Origin of the sequence: Actinoplanes sp. CA-131856 (genome assembly GCF_050956135.1) — a bacterium.
Taxonomy (GTDB): Bacteria; Actinomycetota; Actinomycetes; order Mycobacteriales; family Micromonosporaceae; genus Actinoplanes.
Genome location: NZ_CP191849.1, coordinates 5,770,062 through 5,792,744, shown reverse-complemented (window position 1 = coordinate 5,792,744; position 22,683 = coordinate 5,770,062). Strand labels below are relative to the sequence as shown.

Here is a 22,683-nt window from a genome sequence, read left to right as displayed (position 1 = left end):
GCTTTCCGATGCTTGAGGTTGTCAGGCCCGGCGACCGGCTCTACCCGGCCGTCCGGGACGTCTACACCGCCACCGGCCGTCCGGCCGCCGTGGCCCGGCCGTCCTCCACCGCCGAGGTCGTCGAGGCCCTGCGTCTCGCCCGTGACACCGGTGGCCCGCTGTCCGTCCGTAGTGGCGGCCATGGGATCAGCAGCGTCGCGACCAACGTGGACGGCACCGTCATCGACCTTGGCCGCTTGAACACCGTCGAGCACATCGACGGGGACCTGGTTCGCATCGGCCCCGGAGCCCGGTGGGGCGACGTCGCGGCCGCGTTGCATCCTTGGGGCCTGGCGATCAGCTCGGGCGACTCGGGCGACGTCGGCGTCGGGGGACTCGCCACCACCGGCGGCATCGGCCTCATGGGCCGGGCGCACGGGCTCACGATCGACCACCTGGTGGCGGCCGAGCTGGTCACCGCCGACGGCACGACGCGACGGGTCGACGCCGAGCACGACCCGGACCTCTTCTGGGCCCTCCGCGGAGCCGGGGCGAACATCGGCATCGTCACGTCGTTCGACCTCCGGGCCGACCGGGTGCCGGTGGTCGGCCATGCCACCCTGCAATACCGGATCGACGATGTCGCGCGATTCCTGCGGGCCTGGGGCGAGACGGTCGAGTCGGCGCCCCGTGAGATCTCCGCTTTTCTCTATCTGATGGGCGGCGGATTCGCGCTCGCCACAGTCGTCTACGCCGGGGACGACCCGCAACTGGCCGGCCGCGCCTTCGGGCCTTTCACCGCCGTCGCGCCCGTGCTCGGTCAGCGAGCGCAACTCGTGCCCTACGCCGGGGTGGTCACGGCCACCCACGCCCCGCACCGCGGCCAGCAGGGAGCGACCACGCACTCCGGACTCGCCGTCCACCTTGACGAGCCGATCGCCGCCCGGCTGGCCGAGCTCGCCGAAAGCGGCGCGGCCGAGATGCTCCAGATCCGCTCGACCGGCGGTGCCGTCAACGACGTGGCTGAGGACGCCACCGCGTACGCCCACCGCCACCAGAATTTCTCGATCACCGCCGTCTCCGGCACGGGCGGAGGGCTCTTCGACGAGGCCTGGGAGCGGGTGCGGCCGATGGTGGACGGGCTCTACCTGAGCTTCGAGACCGGCTTCTCCAGCGCGCTGCTCGACGCCGCCTTCCCGACGGCGACCCTCAGCCGCCTGCGGGAGATCAAGCGGCTGGTCGACCCGGACGACGTCTTCAACCAGAACTTTCCGGTGGCGGCCGCGGTCCGGACCTGACGAAGGACGCTCGAGCCGGCGGAAGGCGAGGCAGAAGACCACGAGAACCGCGGCCAGGACGGGCAGCCACAAGGCCCGGGCGACGATCCAGCCGGGGCTGGTCGGCGCCGTGTGCAGCCCCGGCACCGCCCGGCCGGCCGTCAGCGCCACGGCGGCCAAGGTGATCAGTGCGGTCTGGTGCCAGAGGAAGATCGTCATGGCGTGCAGATTGGTCAGGGCCACAGGCGCCCAGGCTGCCGGACGCGAGAGCCACCGGCGCAACGGACCGAGCAGGAGGCCGGCGGCGCCGCACTGAGCCAGCCCGAATGTCACGGCCGCGAGGCTCGGCGGATCGAGGTTGGAGAAGCCGTCCCCGGGCACACCGACCATCGACGCGGGATAACCACACCAGCGAACCAGAAACACTGTCGCCGCGATGCCGCCGATGAGCAGCGCCCAGAGGGTGGCGCGGCCGCGCAGCCGGCCTCGCGCCCACGCCATGCCGAGAGTGAACGGGACGGCCCAGCCGACGGCCACGTTCACTATGCCGAGCTCGGCAGCACCGCCGAGCCCGAGCCTCACGAGGTCGACCGTTGCGACCGTGGCCAGCGGCCACACCGGATGGAGGTGACGCAGTAGCGGCGCGGCGGCCGTCAATGCCGCGAACACCAGCAGGAACCACAGAGGGCTCAGCACCAGCTTCACCGGCGCGCCCGGCGCGACGAGGGCGACCGCGCTCCACACGGCCACCAGGGCGGCGACCGGGCGGAACAACCTGGAGAGGCGGGCCGAGAGCCAGGGGCCGTAACGCGCGCCGGGCCGTGTCATCAGGCCGCCCACGAGAAAGAAGACCGCGAGGGTTTGGAACAGCCAGCTCACCGGCGCGAGGCGCGGCTCGTGGTGAAGCGGACTCGACGTGTGGAAGCCGGCGTCGAGCGCGGTGACCAGCCAGTGGCCGAGGACGACACCCAGCACGGCGACGGCCCGCAACCCGTCGACGCCACGGTCGCGTCCCGGTGGCGTCGCCGCGGAGATCCGCTGAACAAGTGCCTTCATCGCCGCCCCTCATGCCGGATTTGGTCTCGCCGACGAAGGTACGGAGAAGGGCCGGGAATGTCGTCAGACCACGGTATGACCGACCCAGGTATGACGACAGGCGAAGCGCGAGCTGTGAGGCTTCAGGGGCGACAACGACCGAACGGCAACAGGAGGCAGATCATGCGGACCGGGGGAGAGGTACGACAAGCGGCGTTCCGGTGGCCGGGTCCGGAACGACCAGCGCGGCCAGCCCGAACACGTCGGCCAGCAGCTCCACCGTGAAGACCGCCTCGGCCGGGCCCTGTGCCACGATGTGACCGTCCTTCATGGCCACCACGTGGTGGGCGTAACGGGCCGCCAGATTCAGGTCGTGCAGGACCATGACGATGGTCCGGCCACGCTCCCGGTGAAGGCGGGCCACCAGGTCGAGCACGTCGATCTGGTGACTCAGGTCGAGATATGTCGTGGGTTCGTCCAGCAGCAGGACCTCGGTGCCCTGGGCCAGGGCCATCGAGATCCAGGCGCGCTGGCGCTGGCCTCCGGAGAGGGCGTCCACCGGGCGCTCGGCCAGCTCCCGCATGTCGGTCCACTCGAGGGCCTCGGTCACGATGCTCTGGTCGGTGGGCGACCACTGGCGGAACCAGTTCTGGTGCGGGTGCCGGCCCCGCATGACCAGATCGGCGACCGTCAGGCCGTCGGGTGCGACAGGGCTCTGTGGCAGCAGGCCGATGATGCGGGCGACCTCGCGGGTGGGCATCTTGTCGATGCGCCGGCCGTCGAGGAGCACCTCGCCGTCGCGGGGGCGCAACAGGCGGCCGAGGGCGCGCAGCAGGGTCGACTTGCCGCAGCCGTTCGGCCCGACGACCGCGGTGATCGCGCCGTCCGGGATGTCCAGGTCGAGCCCGTCCACGACGATGTCGTCGCCGTAGCCGAGCCGAAGGCCTCGAGCCCGCAGCCGGGGCTCGCGCGACACCTGGACGTCGGAGGAAGGAAGGAGCGCGGTCATCGGTGCTGCTCCGAGCTCGTCGGGACGGTCATGCGGAAACCCTTCGATTGACGCGTACGAGCAGCCAGAGCAGGTAGGGGGCGCCGACGATCGCGGTTACCAGGCCTACCGGCAGTTCGCGATGGGGCAGGACCGTTCGGGCGGCCAGGTCGGCGGCTACGACCAGCAGGGCGCCGAGGATTGCCGAGACCACCAGCGGGGGCCGTGAGCCGCCGCAGAGACGGAGGGCTATCTGGGGGACCACGAAGGCTACGAACTCGATCGGGCCGGCCGCGGCCACGGCGGCGGCGGCCAGGGCCACCGCGGTGAGGACGACCGCGAGGCGGGCCAATTGGAGGCGTATGCCCAAGGCCTGGGCCACGTCGTCGTCGAACTGCATCGCCTGGAGGGTGAAAGCGGTGGCCGCGGCCAGGGGGAGGAGGACTACGAGGGCTATCGAGAGGGGGCGGACCTGGGTCCATTCGGCGCCGGCGACCGAACCGTTGAGCCAGATCGTGGCGCGGGTGGCGTCGACGATCTCGGCGCGGACCAGGAACCAGGAGATGCCGGCGGTGAGGATCTCGCCTACGCCGATGCCCACCAGCACCAGGCGGAAGCCGTCGATGCCCCGGCGCCAGGCCAGGACGTAGACGAGTACGGCCGTGACCAGTGCTCCGGCCAGGGCGGCGAGAGGGACTGCGGAGGAGGAGTAGCCGAGGACGATGACCGCGACGGCGCCGAGCGACGCCCCGTGCGTCACCCCGAGGACGTCGGGGCTGGCCAGGGGGTTGCGGGCGAAGGTCTGGGTGAGCGCGCCCGAGACGGCCAGGGCCGCGCCCACGAGCAGGGCGACGAGGATGCGGGGGAGGCGCAGGTCGAGCACGATCAGTTTCTGGGCGGTGGTGCCGCCGCCCAGGAGCACCTGGACGACGTCGCCGGGGGCGATGGTGAAGCTGCCGTGGCCGATGCTGAACACGGCGACCGCCAAGGCCGCCGCCAGGCCGGTCACGCCGACGGCCACGGCGCGTGGTGAGACTGTGCCCGAGAGGGGGCCGGCCTGGACTACGCGCCGCCCGGAGGGTGCTACGGGTGCTTGGGTCATAGCTTGACAACCCCTTGGCGGCGGCGGACCAGAGCGATGAAGAAGGGAGCGCCTACGGCGGCCAGGACGATTCCTGTCTGCAATTCGCCCGGGCTCACCACGATGCGGCCCAGGACGTCGGCCAGCAGCAGCAACGCGGCGCCGGCCAAGGCTGAGCACGGGATCAGCCAGCGATGGTCGGGGCCCGTGAAGGTGCGGGCCACGTGCGGGACGATCAGGCCCAGGAAGCCGATCGGGCCGCAGGCGGCGGTGGCGGCGCCGGCCAGGAGGACGATTGCTGTCACGCCTACGATCCGGGCCGTCATCACTCGCTGGCCCAGGGCCCGGGCCACGTCCTCGCCGAGGCCCAGGGCGTTCAGGGCGGGGGCGTTCGCGAACGCCAGCAGCAGGCCCAGCACGATGAACGGGAGGACCTGGACCGCCACGTCGGCGTCGCGGCCCGACAAGGAGCCGACCACCCAGAAGCGGAAGACGTTGAGGCTCGCGTCGTCCGACAGCAGCAGGGACTGGGTGAACGATGCCAGCAGGGCGCTGATCGCCATGCCGGCCAGGGCCAGCGTCACCGGGGTGGGGCCTCCCCGGCGGCCCGACGCTATGCCGAAGACGGCCACGCTCGCGGCCAGGGCGCCCGCGAAAGCGAACCAGATGTAGCCGGTCAGCTGTGCGGCGCCCCACTGGATGCCGATCACCACGGCGAAGGACGCGCCGGCCGAGATGCCCAGCAGGCCCGGGTCGGCCAGCGGGTTGCGGGTGTGGCCCTGGATCAGGGCGCCGGCGGCGCCCAGCGCCAGTCCGACCAGGACGCCCAGCACGGTGCGGGGCAGCCGCAGCTCGCGGACGATCGCCGTGGCCGGGGCGGCCGGGTCGGGGTCGGTGACCGCCTGCCAGACCGCCGCGGGACTCAGCCACTGTGCACCGATCGCCAAGCTCAGCACCACCGCCACGGCCACCGCCGCGAGCAGCGTGACCAGCACTCCCACCCGGCGGGACGGACCGGCGAGCCGGACATCGACCGACAACTGTCCTCCCAAGAAAACCCAGCACAGTGGGCATCCGTGCCAACTAACAGTGCACAGTCTCGTGCAATCCGTCGATGGAAGGTTAGCCTTACCAAAACCGGGACCCGGCCTTGCCCCCACGAACTGACGTCGCTTAGCTTAGGCTCACCTAACCTGCGAACGTGAGGTCCCAAATGTCCATAGCCAGACGTGTCTTCGCGGCGGGAATCGCCGCCACCGCCGGGCTTGCCCTGCTCAGCGGGTGTGGAGGCGACGACGCCGATGACGCCGCGGCGCCGGGGGCGTCCACGGCGGCCGCCGCCAGCTTTCCGGTCTCGCTGACCCACAAGCTGGGCACGGCCGAGGTCAAGGCCGCTCCACAGCGGATCGTGGCGCTCTCCGACGCCGACCTCGACGCGCTACTCATGCTCGGTGTCCAGCCCGTCGGCGTCGCCGAGTCGTCCGGGCCGGACGGCATCACCGAGTGGGCCAAGCCCCTGCTCACCTCCAAGCCCACCGTTCTCACGGCCGGCGACACCGGATTCGACGTGGAGAAGATCGCGGCGCTCGCGCCCGACCTGATCCTGGCCGGCGGCGACTACTACATCGACGACGAGTACGCCAAGCTCAGCAAGCTCGCGCCGACCACCGCCTACGAGACCACCGGCGCCTTCGAGGACCCCTGGCAGACCACCCTCAAGCAGGTCGCCAAGGCCATCGGCCAGGACGCCAAGGCCGAACCGATCATCGCCGAGGTCGAGGGGAAGATCGCCAAGGCGAAGACCGATCACCCGGAGCTCGCCGGCAAGGAGTTCACGCTCAGCCAGATGTGGGAGGCCGGCTCGATCGGCGTGCTGCGCTCCGACAAGGACGCCGGCGTCAAGATGCTCAACGACTTCGGCATGAAGCTGGCCCCGGCCGTGGCCGCGCTCAAGGGCGAGGACTTCGCCGTCCAGCTCAGCCTCGAGAAGGTCGGTGTCCTCGACGCCGACACCACGCTGATCTACTACGCCGAGCCGTCGTTGCAGCCGACACTGGAGGGCAACACGCTCTTCAAGAACCTCGCCTCGGTCAAGCGCAAGTCGTACGTCGCCCTGACCGGCCCGCAGTTCAGCTCGCTGCGCACCCCGACGCCGCTGTCGGTGCAGTACATCATCACCGACGTCCTGCCCACGATCGCCACCGCGGCCAAGGCGGCTTCCTGAGTGTCCACCCGTGAGGTGACGGTCGGTCTCGCCGCGGCCGTGGTCGCGGCGGGACCGCCCCCGGCGCCGATCCTGGCGCCGCCCTGGTCCCATCGCCTGCTGTCGCCCGACGGCCAGGATCCCGAGCTCGTGAGCCGCTGGATGAACGAGCCCCACGTCGACCTCTTCTGGGAGCAGGCGTGGTCGCCGCAGCGATGGGCCGACGCCATCGCCGAGCAGCTCAAAGGCCACTACTCAAGGCCTTACATCATCTCGTACGAGGGTGAGCCGCTCGCGTACGTCGAGATCTACCGGACGCCTCGGGACGTCGTCGGGCAGGTGTACGACGCCGACCCGTACGACCTCGGCATCCATCTCGCCATAGGCGACAAGACGCGAACCGGGCGCGGCCTCGGGCGCGCGATGGTCCGGGCCGTCGCCGTGGGCCTGGGAGCAGCAGACCCCCGTACAAAAAGAGTCCTGGCCGATCCTGACGAGCGGCACGCGATGGCCCGGCGCATGTTCACCGGGGCGGATTTTCAGTTGATGGGTGTTCGAGATCTTGGACACAAGCGGGCTGCGCTGCACATCTACGACTTATCCGTAGAAAGAGGGAGATGAATCCTTTACTCACGCGAAGTGATCAGGTAAGCCTTACCTAACAAACCCCCGAAGGAAGAGCGCTGATGACCGCATCCCTGAGCCTCGAACGTCTGCGCAGCGACGTCGCCGAGGTGCTCGCCGAGGAGCCCGGCACGTTCGCCGACGACGACAACCTCATCGACCGCGGCCTCGACTCGATCCGGCTCATGAGCCTCGCGACCCGGTGGCGTGAGGCCGGCTTCGAAGCCGGCTATCTCGATCTGGCGCAGGAACCGACCGTGAAGGCCTGGTACACCCTGGTGGAGGCGCAGCGATGAGCCCGGTCGTCGAGAACGTCGATGTCGTCGTGGTCGGCGGTGGCCCCGGCGGTTCCACCGTCGCCACCCTGCTCGCCAAGCGCGGCCACAGCGTGGTGCTGCTGGAGAAGGAGAAGTTCCCCCGCTACCAGATCGGCGAGTCGCTGCTGCCGTCCACGGTGCACGGCATCGGCCGTCTGCTGGGCGTCACCGAGGAGCTCGAGAAGGCCGCGTTCACGGTCAAGCGCGGCGGCAGCTTCCGCTGGGGCACCAACCCGGTGCCGTGGAACTTCCTGTTCGCGGTCGCCCCCGAGCTCTCCGGTCCCACCTCGTACGCGTACCAGGTCGAGCGCATGAAGTTCGACGAGATCCTGCTGCGCAACGCCGCCGCCACCGGCGTCGACGTGCGCGAGAAGAGCGCGGTCACCGAGGTCGTCGCCGACGACGAGCGGGTACGCGGCGTCCGCTACACCGGCACCGACGGCGTGCGGCGCGAGATCCGGGCGTCCTTCGTGGTCGACGCCTCGGGCAACCGCAGCCGGATCCACCAGAACGTGCGCGGCGAGCGGATCTACTCCGACTTCTTCAAGAACATCGCCATCTTCGGCTACTTCGAGGGCGGCAAGCGCCTGCCCGCGCCCGACTCCGGCAACATCCTGTGCGCGGCGTTCGACGAGGGCTGGATCTGGTACATCCCGCTCTCCGACACGCTCACCAGCGTCGGCGCGGTCATCTCGCGCGAGCACGCGGCCAAGCTCCAGGGCGACCAGGAGACCTCGCTGCGCGGATTCATCGACCGCTGCGAGATCGTCAAGGGCTTCCTGTCCGACGCGACGCGGGTCACCGAGGGCACGTACGGCGAGATCCGCACCCGCAAGGACTACTCGTACACCAACAGCTCGTTCCACCGCCCCGGCATGGTGCTGGTGGGCGACGCCGCCTGCTTCATCGACCCGGTCTTCTCGACCGGGGTGCACCTGTCGACGTACGCCGGTCTGCTCGCCGCCCGTTCCATCAACAGCGTGCTGGCCGGCGACATCAGCGAGGACCGCGCCTTCGAGGAGTTCGAGGGCCGCTACCGCCGCGAGTTCCGGGTCTTCTACGAGTTCCTGTCGGCCTTCTACGACATGCAGAGCAACGAGGACTCGTACTTCTGGAAGGCCCGGAAGGTCACCAACCTCGACGCGACCGACCTCGAGGCGTTCGCCACCCTGGTCGGTGGCGTGCACTCCGGCGAGCAGGCCTTCACCAACGCCGGCGCGCTGGTCGAGGAGTTCCAGAAGTCGTCGGCCGGCCTGGCCGACGCGGTCGAGCGCACCGGCAGCATGCAGACCGAGTCCGGTGAGCGCATGCACCACCTGTTCGGCACCCCCGTGGTGCGCGAGGTGATGACCGAGATGAACAACATCCAGGTCCGCGGCGTGCGCGGCGAGGAGGCGTTCGAGGCTCCCCTGCTCGAGTCCGGCCTCGTGCCCAGCCCGGACGGTCTGTCGTGGACGGAGGAGGCCAAGTGACGACGAATCCCTTCGAGGACGAGGACGGCCGCTACCTCGTGCTGGTCAACGACGAGAACCAGCACTCGCTGTGGCCGGTCTTCGCCGAGGTGCCCGCCGGCTGGCGGATCGTGTTCGGTGAGGACAGCCGGGCCGCCTGCCTCGAGTACGTCGAGAAGAACTGGACCGATCTGCGCCCCAAGAGCCTGATCGACCTCGACGTCGCCTGACCGACGCCCTTTCGCGGACCGCCGCGCCGGCCTGACTCCGGCGCGGCGGCATCCGCCCTGCGCTCAGCACCACAAGGAGCCACGACCGTGCCCGATCGACTCGAACTCTCCGCCGCCCAGGCGGGTGTCTGGTACGCACAGCACCTCGACCCGGGACCCGCCTTCACCACCGCGGCCGCCGTCGACATCGACGGCGACGTCGACCCCTCGCTCTTCGAGCGGGCCCTGCGGTGGGTGCTCGGTGAGGCCGAGGCGCTGCGCGCTCGATTCGTGGGTACGCCCGAGGAGCCGCGCCAGGAGATCGTGGCCGACCCGCACTGGCGGCTCCAGGTGCTCGACCTCGGCGACGCCGAGGCCGACCGGTGGATGCGGGCCGATCTGGCCACCCCTATCGATTTAGCGGCGGGCCCGGTGTTCGCGGAGGCGCTCATCCGCCGCGGCCCGGGGCGCTGGACGTGGTACCAGCGCTGCCACCACATCGTCATGGACGCCTACACCTCGGCGCTGGTGGCGCAGCGGGTGGCCGCCGTCTACACCGCCCTCGCCGAAGCCGAGAAGCCCGCGCCGAACCCGTTCGGCTCGCTGGCCGACGTGGTCGCCGAGGACGCGGCCTACCTCTCGTCGGCCAAGCGGGACCAGGATCGCGAGTTCTGGCGGGACCGGCTCGCGGGCGTGGAGGTTCCCGACCTCGCGTCGGGACCGGTCCGGCCCAGCCCCACCTTTCTGCGCCACCGCGTGACGCTCCCGGACGCCGCCGGCCTCGACGGGCTCGGCGCCACCCGGGTCGAGGCGATCCTGGCCGCCACGGCCCTCTACGTGCACCGGCTCACCGGCAGCGACGAGGTCGTGCTCGGCCTGCCGATGATGTGCCGCCTCGGCTCGGTCGCGGCCCGCGTGCCGGTCACCGCGGTCAACGTGGTGCCGCTGCGGATCGCGGTCAGCCCGGCCCAGAGCGTCGGCGACCTCGTCCGCCGGGTCGCCGCCGAGGTGAAGGCGATCCGGCCGCACCAGCGCTACCGCGGCGAGGACATCCGCCGCGACCTCGGCCTGGTCGGCGGCGAACGGCGCCTCGTCGGGCCGTGGGTGAACATCAAGCCGTTCGGCGCGTCGCTGAGCTTCGCCGGCCGGCGCGGCACCCCGCGCTACATCGCGGCGGGACCGGTCGACGACCTTTCCATCACCGTGGACGACCGCGGCGGGAACGTCCTCGAGGTGGTCTTCGACGGGAACCCGGCCCGCTACACCCCGTCCTCGCTGGTCGCGCACGCCGAGCGCTTCACGGCGCTGCTCACCACTCTCGCGGCGACCGGCCCGGGCGTTCCCACCGGCCGCATCGGGCTGGCCGCCGCTCCGGCCGTCGACGACACCGTTCAGCCGCTTCCCTCCGAGAGCTTCGATTCCCTGTGGCGGGAACAGATTTCCCGTACGCCGTCGGCCGTGGCCGTGACCACGCCGGGCGGGCCCGCGCTCACCTACGCCGAGCTGGACGCGAAGGTCGGGGAACTGGCGGACCGGCTGTGCTCGCGCGGCGCGGCGCCGGGACGGGTCGTCGCCGTCCGCCTGCCCCGCACCGCCGACCTGCTCGTCGCCCTGCTCGCGGTGCAGCGGACCGGCGCCGCCTATCTGCCCCTCGACCCGTCCTTCCCCGAGGAGCGGCTCGCCTGGATGCTCACCGACAGCGCCCCGGCCCTGCTGATCGGCGACGACGGCATCTCCTCGTTCGACCGGCCGGGATCGGTCAGTGCCGATGCGGCCTATGTTCTCTACACCTCGGGTTCGACCGGCCGGCCCAAGGGCGTGGTGGTCACCCGGCGCAACCTCGTCAACTTCCTGCTGTCGATGCGCGAGCTGATCCCGCTGACCGAACGGGACCGGCTCCTGGCCGTCACGACGGTCAGCTTCGACATCTCCGCGCTCGAGCTCTACCTGCCACTGCTGAGCGGGGCCGCGGTCGTCATCGCGGCCAAGGAAGCGGTCCAGGATCCGGCCGTGCTCGCCGACTTGGTCGCCTCGACCGGCGCCACGGTCGTGCAGGCGACGCCGACGCTGTGGCGGGCGCTGACCGACGTGCCCGGGGGAACCTCGGCCGTGACCGGGCTGCGCGTGCTCGTCGGCGGTGAGGCCCTGCCGCCCGACCTGGCCGTCGCCCTGCGTGCGACGGCGGCCTCGGTCACGAACCTCTACGGGCCCACCGAGACGACGATCTGGTCGACCGCCGCCGCCGTCGAGGACGGCCCGGTCACCGTCGGCCGTCCTGTGTGGAACACGCGCGCCTATGTCCTCGACGCGGCGCTGCGGCCGGTGCCGGACGGCTTCCCGGGCGAGCTCTACCTCGCGGGTGAGGGCGTGGCGCTCGGATATCTCAACCGGCCCTCGCTGACGGCCTCCCGCTTCGTGGCCGACCCGTTCGTGGCGGGCGAGCGCATGTACCGCACCGGCGACCTGGCCCGGCGGCGGACGGACGGCGAGTTCGACGTCCTCGGGCGCGTCGACCACCAGGTGAAGCTGCGCGGCTTCCGTATCGAGCTCGGCGAGATCGAGGCCGCGCTGACCGCCACCGAGGGCGTTCAGCGGGCCGTCGCCCTGATCCGCGAGGACCGGCCGGGGGACCGCCGTCTGGTCGCGTACTTCGTCGGCACGGCCTCGCCGGCCGATCTGCGCGAGACGCTCGCCTCCTCGCTGCCGGACTACATGGTGCCGGCCGCCTTCGTGGCCCTGGACGAGCTGCCGGCCACCCCCAACGGGAAGCTCGACCGCAACGCCCTGCCCGAGCCCGATCTGGCCGGCGCGGGCGCCGAGGACGCGCTGCGCACCCCGCAGGAGGAGATGCTGGCCGGCGTCTTCACCGAGGTGCTCGGCGTGCCCGCGGTCGGCCGCCGCGACGACTTCTTCGCACTCGGCGGCCATTCGCTGCTCGCGGCCCGGGTCGCGGCCCGGGTCCGCACCCTCTTCGGCGCCGACCTGTCACTGCGCGACGTCTTCGACGCCCCCACGGTGGCCGCGCTGGCCGCCCGCGTCGGCACCGCCCGCCCGGCCACCGCCATCGTGGCCGGCGCCGGCCATGAGATGTCCTCGGCCCAGCGCCGTCTCTGGTTCCTGTCCCGTCTGGACGGCCCGAACCCGACGTACAACCTGCCCCTCGCCCTGGAATTCTCCGGTCCTCTCGATGTCGGGGCGCTGAGGGCCGCGCTGAGCGACCTGGTGGGCCGGCACGAGCCGCTGCGTACCGTGTTCGCCGACCGCGACGGCGAGCCGCACCCGGTGGTCCTGAGCGCCGAGGTCGAGCTGCGGACGGGAACGCCGATCGCCGAGGCCGTCCGCGAGCCCTTCGACATCGCCGCCGAGGCGCCGGTCCGGGCCTATCTGGACGGCGACGTCCTGCTGCTCGTCGTGCACCACATCGCCGGTGACGAGTGGTCGCTCACGCCGATGCTCGACGATCTGGCCACCGCCTACGCGGCACGGCTGGGTGGCGAGGCGCCCGCGTGGGCGCCGCTGCCGGTCCGGTACGCGGACTACGCGGCCTGGCACAACGGGCTCGACCTCGACGGGCAGGCCGACTACTGGCGTACGGCCCTGGCCGGCGCACCCGAATCGCTGCGCCTGCCCACCGACCGGCCCCGGCCGGCCCGCGCGAGCGACGCGGGCGGCACGGTCAGCTTCCCCGTGAGTCCCGCGCTGCGCGACCTGGCCCGGCGCCACGGCGTCACCCTCTTCATGACTCTGCAGGCCGCGGTGGCCGCGCTGCTGAGCCGGATGGGCGCCGGTGACGACATCCCGCTCGGCACGCCGGTCGCCGGCCGCGGCGACGACGCGCTCGAACGGCTCGTCGGATTCTTCGTCAACACCGTCGTTCTCCGTACGGACGTGAGCGGCGATCCCTCGTTCGCCGATCTGCTCCAGCGGGTGCGGGAAACCGATCTGGCCGCTCTGGCCCATCAGGATCTGCCGTTCGATCGGCTCGTGGAGGAGCTCAACCCGGCCCGGTCCCTGGCCCATCACCCGCTCTTCCAGGTGATGGTCTCCTATCAGGCCGCGCTGCCCGAGATCGCCGGATTCCCGGGTCTGACCGTGACGCCGCGGCTCGTGGACACCGGCACGGCGAAGTTCGACCTCACCTTCGACGTCGCCGAACGGCCCGAGGGCCTCACCGGCACCCTGGAATATCGGGCCGACCTGTTCGACCGGGAAACGGCGGTGGCGCTGGCGGCCCGGTTCACCCGGCTCCTGGAAGCGGTCACCCTGGCGCCGGACCGGCCGATCGCCGACATCGACCTGCTGAGCGACGGCGAGCGCCAGGCGGTCAAAGGCTGGCAGGGTGTACGCCGCCAGGTCGCACCCCGGACCCTCGCCCAGCTCTTCGCGGCCCAGGTCGCCGAACGGCCGGGCGCCGTGGCCGTGGAGGACGGCGACCGCACGCTGACCTACCGCGAGCTCGACGCCCTCGCCAACCGCCTGGCCCACCGGCTGATCGCCGCCGGCGCCGGACCGGAGCGCGTCGTGGCCGTGCGCCTGCCCCGCTCGGCCGACCTGCTGGTGGCTCTGCTGGCCGTCACCAAGACGGGCGCCGCCTATCTGCCGCTCGACGTGCACCACCCGGCCGACCGCGTCGCCCACCAGATCGCCGACGCCGCACCGGTTCTCACCGTCGAGTCCCTCGACGGCCTGGGCGACGACAACTCCGAGCCCGCCGTCGAGGCCGACCCGGCCACCGCGGCGTACATCATCTACACCTCCGGCTCGACCGGCCGCCCGAAGGGCGTGGTCGTCCCGCACACCGGCCTGGCCGCGCTGGCCGAGTCGGTGCGCTCGGTCTTCGGCACCGGCCCCGGCACCCGGGCCGCCCAGTTCGTGTCGCCGGCCGTCGACGTCGCCTTCAGCGAACTGGCCGCCTCGATCCTGTCCGGCGGCACGCTCGTCATCGTCCCCGAGGACGCCCGGCTCGGCGCCGCCCTCGGCGACTTCATCACCGAGCGCCGCCTGACCCACGTCGACCTGCCCCCGGCACTGCTGGCCGCGCTGCCCACCAGCGCCATCCCGGCCGGTGTCACCCTGACCGTCGGCGGCGAGGCCACCTCACCCGGGGAGGTGCGCCGCTGGCGCGCCGGCCGCAAGCTCATCAACGCCTACGGCCCGACCGAGGCCACCGTCACCGCCACCACGTGGGAGGCGGCCGACGGCCCGGTGCTCATCGGCCGGCCCGAGCTCAACCGCACGGCGCACGTCCTCGACGGCCGCCTGCGCCCGGTTCCGCCCGGCGTTCCCGGCGAGCTCTACCTCGGCGGCGACGGCCTGGCCCGGGGATATCTGGGCCGGCCGGCGCTGACCGCGTCCCGGTTCGTGGCCGACCCCTACGGCGCTCCCGGGAGCCGCCTCTACCGCACCGGCGACCTGGTCCGCCGCACCGCCACCGGCGAACTGGAGTTCCTCGGCCGCACCGACGACCAGGTCCAGATCCGCGGCTTCCGCGTCGAACCGGCCGAGGTCGAGGCCGTCCTCGGTGGGCACCCCGACGTGGCGCAGGTGGCCGTGGTCCCGCGCGGTGGCCACCTCGTCGCGTATGCCGTCGCCCGTCGCCCGGTCGCCGCCGAGGAGCTCCGCGACCATGCTGCCGCGACGCTGCCGGGGCCGCTCGTGCCGGTGGTCGTGCTGCTCGATGCCCTGCCGGTCACGGCGAGCGGCAAGGTGGACAAGCAGGCGCTGCCCGAGGTGACCGCCGCGGTCGCCGCCTCGGAGCCGCCGGCCGGTCCGGTGGAGACCGCTCTGGCCGAGATCGTCGGGGGACTTCTGGGGCTGGAGGCCGGCGCGGTCGGCCGGCATGACGGGTTCTTCGCGCTCGGCGGGGACAGCATCCTCTCCATCCAGCTGGTGTCCCGGGCCCGGAACGTGGGCCTGCGCATCGCGCCACGCCAGGTGTTCGAGCACCAGAGCGTCGCCGAGCTGGCGCGGGTCGCCGAGGCCACCGAGACCACGACGGTGGCACTCCCGGGCGCCGGAACCGTCCCCGAGACCCCGATCATCGCCTGGCTGCGTGAGCTGAACTCGCCGGTCGACCGCTATTCGCAGGCGCTGCTGGTCCGGACGCCCGCCGGCGTCGACGTGGCCCCCGTGATGCGCACCGCCCTGGCCCCGCACGACCTGCTGCGGGCCCGCCTCGTCCCCGGCGGCGAACGCTGGTCTCTCGAGGTCCCCGAGGAGCCGCTCGACCTGAGCGTGCGGATCGTCGACGCGCGTGGGCGCGATCTGGCCGGGCTCGTCGCCACCGAGCGGGAAGCGGCCGCCGACCGGCTCGACCCGGCGGCCGGCGTGATGGTGCAGGCGGTCTGGTTCGATCGCGGGGACGACTCCGGTCGGCTGCTCCTCGTCGCGCACCACCTGGTCGTGGACGGCGTCTCCTGGCGGATCCTGGCCGAGGACCTGGCCGCCGCCGCCCGCGGCGAGCGGGTCGTGGCCACCGGCACGCCCTTCCGGGCGTGGGCGACCGGCCTCACCGCCGCGGTGGCGGCGCGCGCCGCCGAGGCCGGCCGGTGGCGCGCCGCCCTGGACGGGCCGGTCACCCGGCTCGGCGGGCGGCCGCTCGACCCGGCCCGCGACACCGCGGGAAGCCTGCGCCAAGTGACCGTCACGGTCGACGCGTCCATCACCACGCCGCTGTTGACCACGGTTCCCGGGACGTTCCGGGCCGGCGTGCAGGACGTACTCCTGGCCGGTCTGGCCCTCGCCCTCGCCCGGCGCACCGGCACGGGCACCGAGCCGCTGATCGGCCTGGAGGGACACGGCCGCGAGGAGCAGGTCGTCCCCGGCGCCGACCTCGTCCGCACGGTCGGCTGGTTCACCAGCGAATATCCGGTACGCCTCCCGGCCGCGACCGGCGGTCCGGCCGCCGTGGTGCGCGGCGTCAAGGAGCGCTTGCGCGCCATCGCGGACGGTGGCGTCGGCTACGGCCTCCTGCGCTACCTCGGGGACTTCCAGCCGGCCAACGAGCCCGACGTGCTCTTCAACTACCTCGGGCGCTTCGGCGGCGCCGAGACGGCCAACTGGGCGCCCGCTCCCGAGCTTCCGGTCGCGCACGCCGTCGCGGAGCCGGAGATGCCCGTACGGCACCGGATCGCCGTCAACGTGGCGGCCGTGGACACGCCGGACGGGACGGTTCTGCGGGCCTCGTTCGACTATCCCGCCGGTGCCGTCGACGAGGACGACGTGCGCCGGCTGGCCGACGACTGGCTGGCCGCGCTCGTCGCCGTGCGGGCGGCCGCCTACGAGCCCGGGGCCGGGGCGCTGACACCGGCCGACGTGCTCGTCGAGGGGATCGGCGCCAAGGAGCTGGCCGAGCGCTGGCCCGGGGCGGTCGACGTCCTTCCGCTGTCGCCGTTGCAGGAGGGGCTGTACTACCTCGCCGGGCTCGACGACGACACCGATGTCTACACCGTGCAGCAGGTCTTCACCCTCACCGGCCCGGTCGACGCCGGCCGGCTGCGGGACGCGGCGGCGAAGCTCCTCGACCGCTATCCGAACCTGCGCGGGGCCTTCGACCGCACCGCGGACGGCCGGCCTGTGCAGGTCGTCCCCGGTGCGGTCGAGGTGCCGTTCGATCTGGTCGACGCCGGTGACCTCGATGCCCTGCTGCGCCGGGAACGGGCGCGCCGCTTCGACCTGGCCGCGCCGCCGCTGCTGCGGTTCGTGCTGGCCCGGGTCGGCGAGAACGACCACCGGCTGATCCTCACCCAGCACCACCTGCTGATGGACGGCTGGTCGGGCCCGCTGGCCATGCGCGACCTGTTCGCGTTCTACGCCGGAACGCCGGCCGCCCCGCCGCGCCCCTTCCGCGACTATCTGGCCTGGCTGGCCGAGCAGGACCCGGCCGTCAGCCGGGCCGCCTGGCAGGACGCGCTGCGGGGTCTCGAAGAGCCGACTCTGGTCGCGCCCGGCGCCCCGGCCGTCGCCGCCCTGCCCGAGGTCGCCGAGATCGTCCTGGACGAGGACGAGACCGCCTCGCTGTCGGCGGCGGCCCGCACGCACGGCCTCACCCTCAACACCGTCGTGCAGGGCGCCTGGGCGCTGCTGCTGGCCGAGGTCACCGGGCGTACCGACGTCGTGTTCGGCGCGACCGTCTCCGGCCGTCCGGCCTCGCTGCGGGGTGTCGAGGACATGGTCGGCCTGTTCATCAACACCGTGCCGGTGCGCGTGCGGCTGCGGCCCGCGGAGAGCTGGCCCGAGCTGCTGCGCCGGGTCCAGGCCGAGCAGGCCGCGCTCCTGGACCACCAGCACGCGAGCCTGGCCGACATCCAGCGGCGGGCCGGGATCGGCGACCTGTTCGACACGCTGACCGTCTTCGAGAGCTACCCGGCGGGCACGGCCGTGCCGGACGCCGGCGGCCTCCGGGTCGGCGGCGGCATCCCGGTCGACGCCACGCACTATCCGCTGAGCCTGGTCGTCGTGCCGCGGAACCGGCTGCGCCTGCGCCTGGAACACCGGCCCGACCTCTACGACGCGGCCGCCGCCGAGCGCCTCCTGACCCGTTTCCGGGCGCTGCTCGGCGCTTTCACCTCCGCGCCGGAGACCACGATGGCGGCGCTTCCGGTCAGCGGACGGCGGGCCGAGACACCCCTGTCCATCCCGCCGACCTCGCTGCTCGACGAGTTCGACGCGACCGTGCGCCAGACCCCGGGTGCTGTCGCTCTGCGTTTCGGTGCTGCTTCTTTGACGTACGCCGAGTTGCAGGCCCGTGTGGAGCGATTGGCTCGCGTGTTGGTGTCGCGGGGGGCCGGTCCGGAGAAGGTCGTCGCGGTGCTGTTGCCGCGTACCGAGGATGCCGTCGTGGCGTGGCTGGCCGCGTTGAAGTCGGGTGGTGTCTATCTGCCGATCGACATGGACTACCCGCGCGAGCGCATCGATTATCTGCTGGAAGATGCGGCCCCGGCGGTCGTGGTGACGCCCTCCCTGTTGGCGGAGACGGCTGATTCTTCGCTGCCGGTTGTCGATCCGCGTTCGGGCGCTTATCTCATCTACACCTCGGGTTCGACCGGGCGTCCCAAGGGTGTCGTGGTCGAGCACGCCAGTCTCGCGAACCTGTTCCACCACCACCGCGTGGCCATCATCGAGCCGACGGCGGACGGTCGCCGCCGCAAGGCCGCGCTGAGCGCCGCCCTCGTCTTCGACACCTCGTGGGAGGGGCTGCTCTGGCTCGTCGCCGGGCACGAGCTGCACCTGCTCGACGACGAGACACGCCGCGACCCGGAGCTGTTCGCCGGTTACGTCGACACGCACGGCATCGACTTCCTCGACGTGACGCCGTCGCTGGCCGGGCCCCTGGTCGCGGCCGGACTGCTCGCCGGCGGCCGCCACCACCCGGCGATGGTCGCGCTGGGCGGCGAGGCGGCCGACCCGCGCATCTGGGCCGCCCTCCGGGAGGCGCCGGACACCATCGGCATCAACCTCTACGGCCCGACCGAGTGCACGGTGGACACCTTGATGGCCGCCGTCGCCGAGAGCGAGACGCCCTTGGTGGGCAGCCCGATCGGCAACACCCGGGCCTACGTCCTCGACGACTGGCTGCGGCCGGCCGAGACGGGTGAGCTCTATCTGTCGGGCGCCCAGCTGGCCCGCAGCTACAAGGACCGCGCGGGGCTGACGGCCACTCGTTTCGTGGCCGATCCGTGGGTGCCGGGGGAGCGGATGTACCGCACCGGCGACGTGGTCCGGTGGACCGCGGACGGCCGGCTGGAATTCGTGGGCCGGGCCGACGACCAGGTGAAGATCCGTGGTTTCCGGGTCGAGCCGGGTGAGGTGGCGGCGCTGCTGAGCGAGCACCCGGCCGTGGCGCAGGCGGTCGTGCTCGCGGTCGAGGGGCGCTTGGTGGCGTACGTGGTGGGAGGAACCGACGGGCTGCGGGAGTGGGCCGCCGAGCGGATGCCCGACCAGCTGGTCCCCGCCGCCGTCGTCGAAATGGACGCCCTGCCGGTCACCGTGGCCGGCAAGGTGGACAAGCGGGCCCTGCCGGTGCCCGACTTCGGCGCGCTGGCCGGCGACGACACCCCGCGCACGCCCGCCGAGGAGATTCTCTGCGGCCTGTTCGCCGAGGTGCTCGGCTTGCCGAGCGTCGGCACGAACGACGACTTCTTCGCGCTGGGCGGGCATTCGCTGACCGTCACCGCGCTCGCGGCCCGGGTCCGCGCCGCGTTCGGGGTTCCGCTGGCCGTGCGGACCGTCTTCGACGCGCCGACCGTGACCGCGCTCGCCGCCCACCTGGAGCGGACCGGCCCGCAGGCCGGGCTGCCCGAGCTCGTGGTGGCCGAGCGGCCCGACCCGCTGCCGGTCTCGCCCGCGCAGCACCGCCTGTGGCTGCACCACCAGCTCAACGGCCCCGGACCGACCTACAACGTGGCGTTCGCGGTGCGGTTGGACGGCCGTCTCGACGCGCCGGCGCTGCGCGCCGCCCTGGACGACGTGCTGGCCCGCCACGAGAGCCTGCGCACGGTCTTCCCCGCCGTCGACGGGCGGCCCGTGCAGCGGATCCTGCCCGAGGCCCGGCCGTCGTGGCGGCAGGTCGAGGTGGAGCACGAGGACGAGCTGCCGGAGCTGCTGGCGGACGCCGCCCGCCACGGCTTCGATCTCGCGGCCGAGCTGCTCGTGCGCCCGCATCTGTTCGTGCTCGGCCCGGACCGGCACGTGCTGCTGCTCCTGCTGCACCACATCGTGACCGACGAGTGGTCCGAGGGCCGTCTGATGGCCGACCTCGGGACCGCCTACGCGGCCCGGGCCCGCGGCGCCGCGCCGGACTGGGCGCCGCTGCCCGTGCAGTACGCCGATTACGCGCTCTGGCAGCACGAACTGCTCGGCCACGTGGGGGAGCGGCAGCTCGCCTTCTGGCGGGACGCCCTGGCCGGTGTGCCGGCCGAGCTGGAGCTGCCCACCGACCGGCCCCGCCCGGCGGTGGCCTCGCACGGCGGCGGCATCATCGCGTTCGAGGTGGCGGCCGACGACCATCGCCGCCTCCGGGAGCTGGCCCGCCGCACCGGGACGACGCCCTTCATGGTCGTCCAGGCCGGACTGGCGGCCCTGCTCAGCCGGCTGGGCGCGGGCACCGACATCCCGCTCGGCAGCCCGGTCGCCGGGCGCGCCGACCAGCGCCTCGACCAGCTCGCCGGGTTCTTCGTGAACACGCTGGTGCTGCGGGCCGACGTGAGCGGCGACCCAGCCTTCGGCGAACTGCTCCACCGGGTGCGCTCGGCCGACCTGGCCGCGTTCGGCCACGCCGACGTGCCGTTCGAGCGGGTCGTCGAGGCGGTCAACCCGGAGCGGTCGCTGGGTCGCAACCCGCTGTTCCAGGTGATGGTCGCCTTCCAGCACGTGCCGGCCGGGACGCCCGGGCTGCCGGGCCTGACCACCTCGCCGCTGCCGATCGACACCGGGGTGGCCCAGTTCGACCTCGGCGTGGTCGTCACCGAGCAGGACGGCGTGGACGGCCTCCAGGGCATCATCGAGTACAGCACCGACCTGTTCGACCGGGAGACGGCGGCCACCCTGGCCGAGCGGCTTGCCCGCCTGCTGGCCGGAGCCGTCGCCGAGCCGGACCGGCGAGTGTCCGAGTTGGACATCTTCTCCTCCGCCGAGCACGACGCGCTCGCGGCCGGATGGCAGGGCCTCCGCGCGCCCACCCGGCAGTCGACGCTTCCGGACCTGTTCGCCGCCCAGGTGAGCCGGACCCCGGACGCGACCGCCATCGAGGACGGCGAACGGTGGCTCACTTATGCCGAGCTCGACTCGCTCACGAACCGGCTCGCACGGCGGCTCCGGCGGCGCGGCGCCGGTCCCGACCGGATCGTGATGGTGCTGCTGCCACGCTCGGCCGACCTGTTCGTGGCCGAACTGGCCGTCGCCAAGGCCGGCGGCGCCTATCTGCCGGTCGACCCCTCGTATCCGGCCGAGCGGGTCGCGGCGCTCGCCGAGGACGCCACGCCCGTGCTCGTCGTCGCCGCCCGCGACGCGACGACGCTTCCGCCCGGCGTGCCCGTGGTGCACCCGGACGACCTGGACGGGGACGGCACCGCGGTGGACCGCGCCGATCTGCGGCCGGCACACGCGGCGTACGTCATCTACACCTCGGGCTCGACCGGCAAGCCCAAGGGCGTGGTCGTGCCGCACGCCGGCCTGGCCGACCTGGCCGAGACCTTCGCCGCCCTGTGGCGGGTGGGCGAGGGCAGCCGCGTCGCCCAGTTCGCCTCGCCCAGCTTCGACGTCACCGTGGCCGAGCTGGCGGTGTCGCTGCTGCGCGGCGCCACCCTCGTCATCACCCCGGAGGCCGACCGGCTGGGCGCGCCGTTCGCCGCGTTCGTCCGGGAGCGGAGGATCACCAACTTCGCCCTGCCGCCGGCCGCCCTGGGTGCGCTGCCCGAGGGCTCGCTGCCGCCCGGGGTGACAGTGGTGACCGGCGCCGACCGGTGCCCGCCCGAGCTGGTGCGGCGCTGGACGGCCACCCACCGGATGCTCAACGCCTACGGGCCGACGGAAGCGACGGTCAACTCGACCTATTGGGAGTGCGTGCCGGACGGGCCGGTGCTGATCGGGCGCCCGGACCGCAACAAGAGCGCGTACGTGCTCGACGCCGCGCTGAACCCGGTGGCCCCGGGCGTCGCGGGCGAGCTCTACCTGGCCGGCGCCGGCCTGGCCCGTGGTTATCTCGGGCGCCCGGCGCTGACCGCCGAGCGGTTCGTGGCCGACCCGTTCGGGGCGCCCGGCGCCGCCATGTACCGCACCGGCGACCTGGTCCGGCGCACGCACGACGGGCAGCTCGAGTTCCTCGGCCGGGCCGACGACCAGGTGAAGATCCGCGGGTTCCGCATCGAGCCGGGCGAGGTCGCCTCGGTGCTCGTCGAGCACCCCGGCGTCCGCTACGCCGTCGTGGTCGCCCGCGAGGGCCGCCTCATCGGCTACGTGGAGGGCGACGCGGCCGGCGACGAGGTGCGTACCTGGCTCGCGGCAAGGCTTCCCGACTATCTGGTGCCGGCCGTTGTGGTCGTGCTGGAGTCACTTCCTCGTACGACCGCGGGAAAGATCGACCGGACCCGTCTGCCCGAGCCCGTCCTGGAACGGGCCGTCGAGCGGCCCGTCACCGTGGTGCAGGAGCTGCTCGCCACGCTCGTGGCCGACGTGCTCGGCCTGGACGAGGTCGGCGTGGACGAGGGGTTCTTCGCGCTCGGCGGCGACAGCATCGTGGCCCTGCAACTGGTGGCCCGCGCCCGCGCGGCCGGGCTGGAGCTCTCGGCCCGGCAGGTCTTCGAGCACCAGACCGTGGCCGCGCTGGCCGAGGTGACAGGGGCCGTCGAGGGCGCCCGGGAGCCGGCCGCGGTGGCCGTCGGCGAGGTGCCGCTGACCCCGATCATGGCGTGGTTGCGCGAGCTGGACACGCCGATCGACACGTTCAGCCAGTCGCTGCTGCTGCGGGTGCCGGCCTCGTTGACGCCCGATACTCTCGGCGGGGCCCTGCAAGCGATTCTGG

At 72.8% G+C, this 22,683-nt stretch carries 10 protein-coding genes and 1 pseudogene (1 of these 11 cut by a window edge); 7 read left to right on the top strand and 4 right to left on the bottom strand.

The window, feature by feature from the left end:
- The first annotated feature begins 8 nt into the window (after nt 1–8).
- Nucleotides 9–1,277 (top strand): FAD-binding oxidoreductase, encoded by a 1,269-nt coding sequence (locus ACQP2X_RS26845; protein WP_498686487.1) that lies wholly within the window; start codon nt 9–11, stop codon nt 1,275–1,277.
- Nucleotides 1,278–1,358: 81 nt separating this feature from the next.
- Here ACQP2X_RS26845 and ACQP2X_RS26840 read toward each other — a convergent pair.
- From ACQP2X_RS26840 to ACQP2X_RS26825, 4 genes and pseudogenes are all read right to left on the bottom strand, one after another.
- A pseudogene (locus ACQP2X_RS26840) lies at nt 1,359–2,312 on the bottom strand (acyltransferase family protein); the annotation flags it as partial.
- Between the two features lie 160 nt (nt 2,313–2,472).
- Nucleotides 2,473–3,300 (bottom strand): ABC transporter ATP-binding protein, encoded by an 828-nt coding sequence (locus tag ACQP2X_RS26835; protein ID WP_498686485.1) that lies wholly within the window; start codon nt 3,298–3,300, stop codon nt 2,473–2,475.
- 28 nt (nt 3,301–3,328) lie between these two features.
- Nucleotides 3,329–4,300 (bottom strand): FecCD family ABC transporter permease, encoded by a 972-nt coding sequence (locus ACQP2X_RS26830; protein ID WP_498686484.1) that lies wholly within the window; start codon nt 4,298–4,300, stop codon nt 3,329–3,331.
- Between the two features lie 77 nt (nt 4,301–4,377).
- Nucleotides 4,378–5,400 (bottom strand): FecCD family ABC transporter permease, encoded by a 1,023-nt coding sequence (locus ACQP2X_RS26825; RefSeq protein ID WP_498686483.1) that lies wholly within the window; start codon nt 5,398–5,400, stop codon nt 4,378–4,380.
- Between the two features lie 173 nt (nt 5,401–5,573).
- Between ACQP2X_RS26825 and ACQP2X_RS26820 the strand changes: the two genes are divergently transcribed.
- From ACQP2X_RS26820 to ACQP2X_RS26795, 6 genes are all read left to right on the top strand, one after another.
- On the top strand, nt 5,574–6,584 hold the full coding sequence (locus ACQP2X_RS26820; protein ID WP_498686481.1) for an iron-siderophore ABC transporter substrate-binding protein: 1,011 nt from the start codon (nt 5,574–5,576) through the stop codon (nt 6,582–6,584).
- Nucleotides 6,585–7,184 (top strand): GNAT family N-acetyltransferase, encoded by a 600-nt coding sequence (locus ACQP2X_RS26815; RefSeq protein ID WP_498686480.1) that lies wholly within the window; start codon nt 6,585–6,587, stop codon nt 7,182–7,184. It begins immediately after the preceding gene.
- Nucleotides 7,185–7,249: 65 nt separating this feature from the next.
- On the top strand, nt 7,250–7,483 hold the full coding sequence (locus tag ACQP2X_RS26810) for a phosphopantetheine-binding protein (RefSeq protein WP_498686479.1): 234 nt from the start codon (nt 7,250–7,252) through the stop codon (nt 7,481–7,483).
- The gene (locus ACQP2X_RS26805) at nt 7,480–8,976 is read left to right on the top strand and encodes a tryptophan 7-halogenase (protein ID WP_498686478.1); all 1,497 of its coding nucleotides are present in this window, start codon (nt 7,480–7,482) and stop codon (nt 8,974–8,976) included. Before ACQP2X_RS26810 ends, ACQP2X_RS26805 begins: the two co-directional genes overlap by 4 nt.
- Nucleotides 8,973–9,185, top strand: coding sequence for an MbtH family protein (locus ACQP2X_RS26800; protein ID WP_498686476.1), 213 nt, complete (start codon nt 8,973–8,975; stop codon nt 9,183–9,185). The genes ACQP2X_RS26805 and ACQP2X_RS26800 overlap by 4 nt, the downstream gene beginning before the upstream one ends.
- A gap of 87 nt (nt 9,186–9,272) precedes the next feature.
- Nucleotides 9,273–22,683, top strand: partial view of an amino acid adenylation domain-containing protein gene (locus tag ACQP2X_RS26795; protein WP_498686474.1) — the 5' portion only. The gene runs 1,199 nt beyond the window's last position; only the first 13,411 of its 14,610 coding nucleotides appear in the window; it begins with the start codon at nt 9,273–9,275; the stop codon falls past the right edge of the window.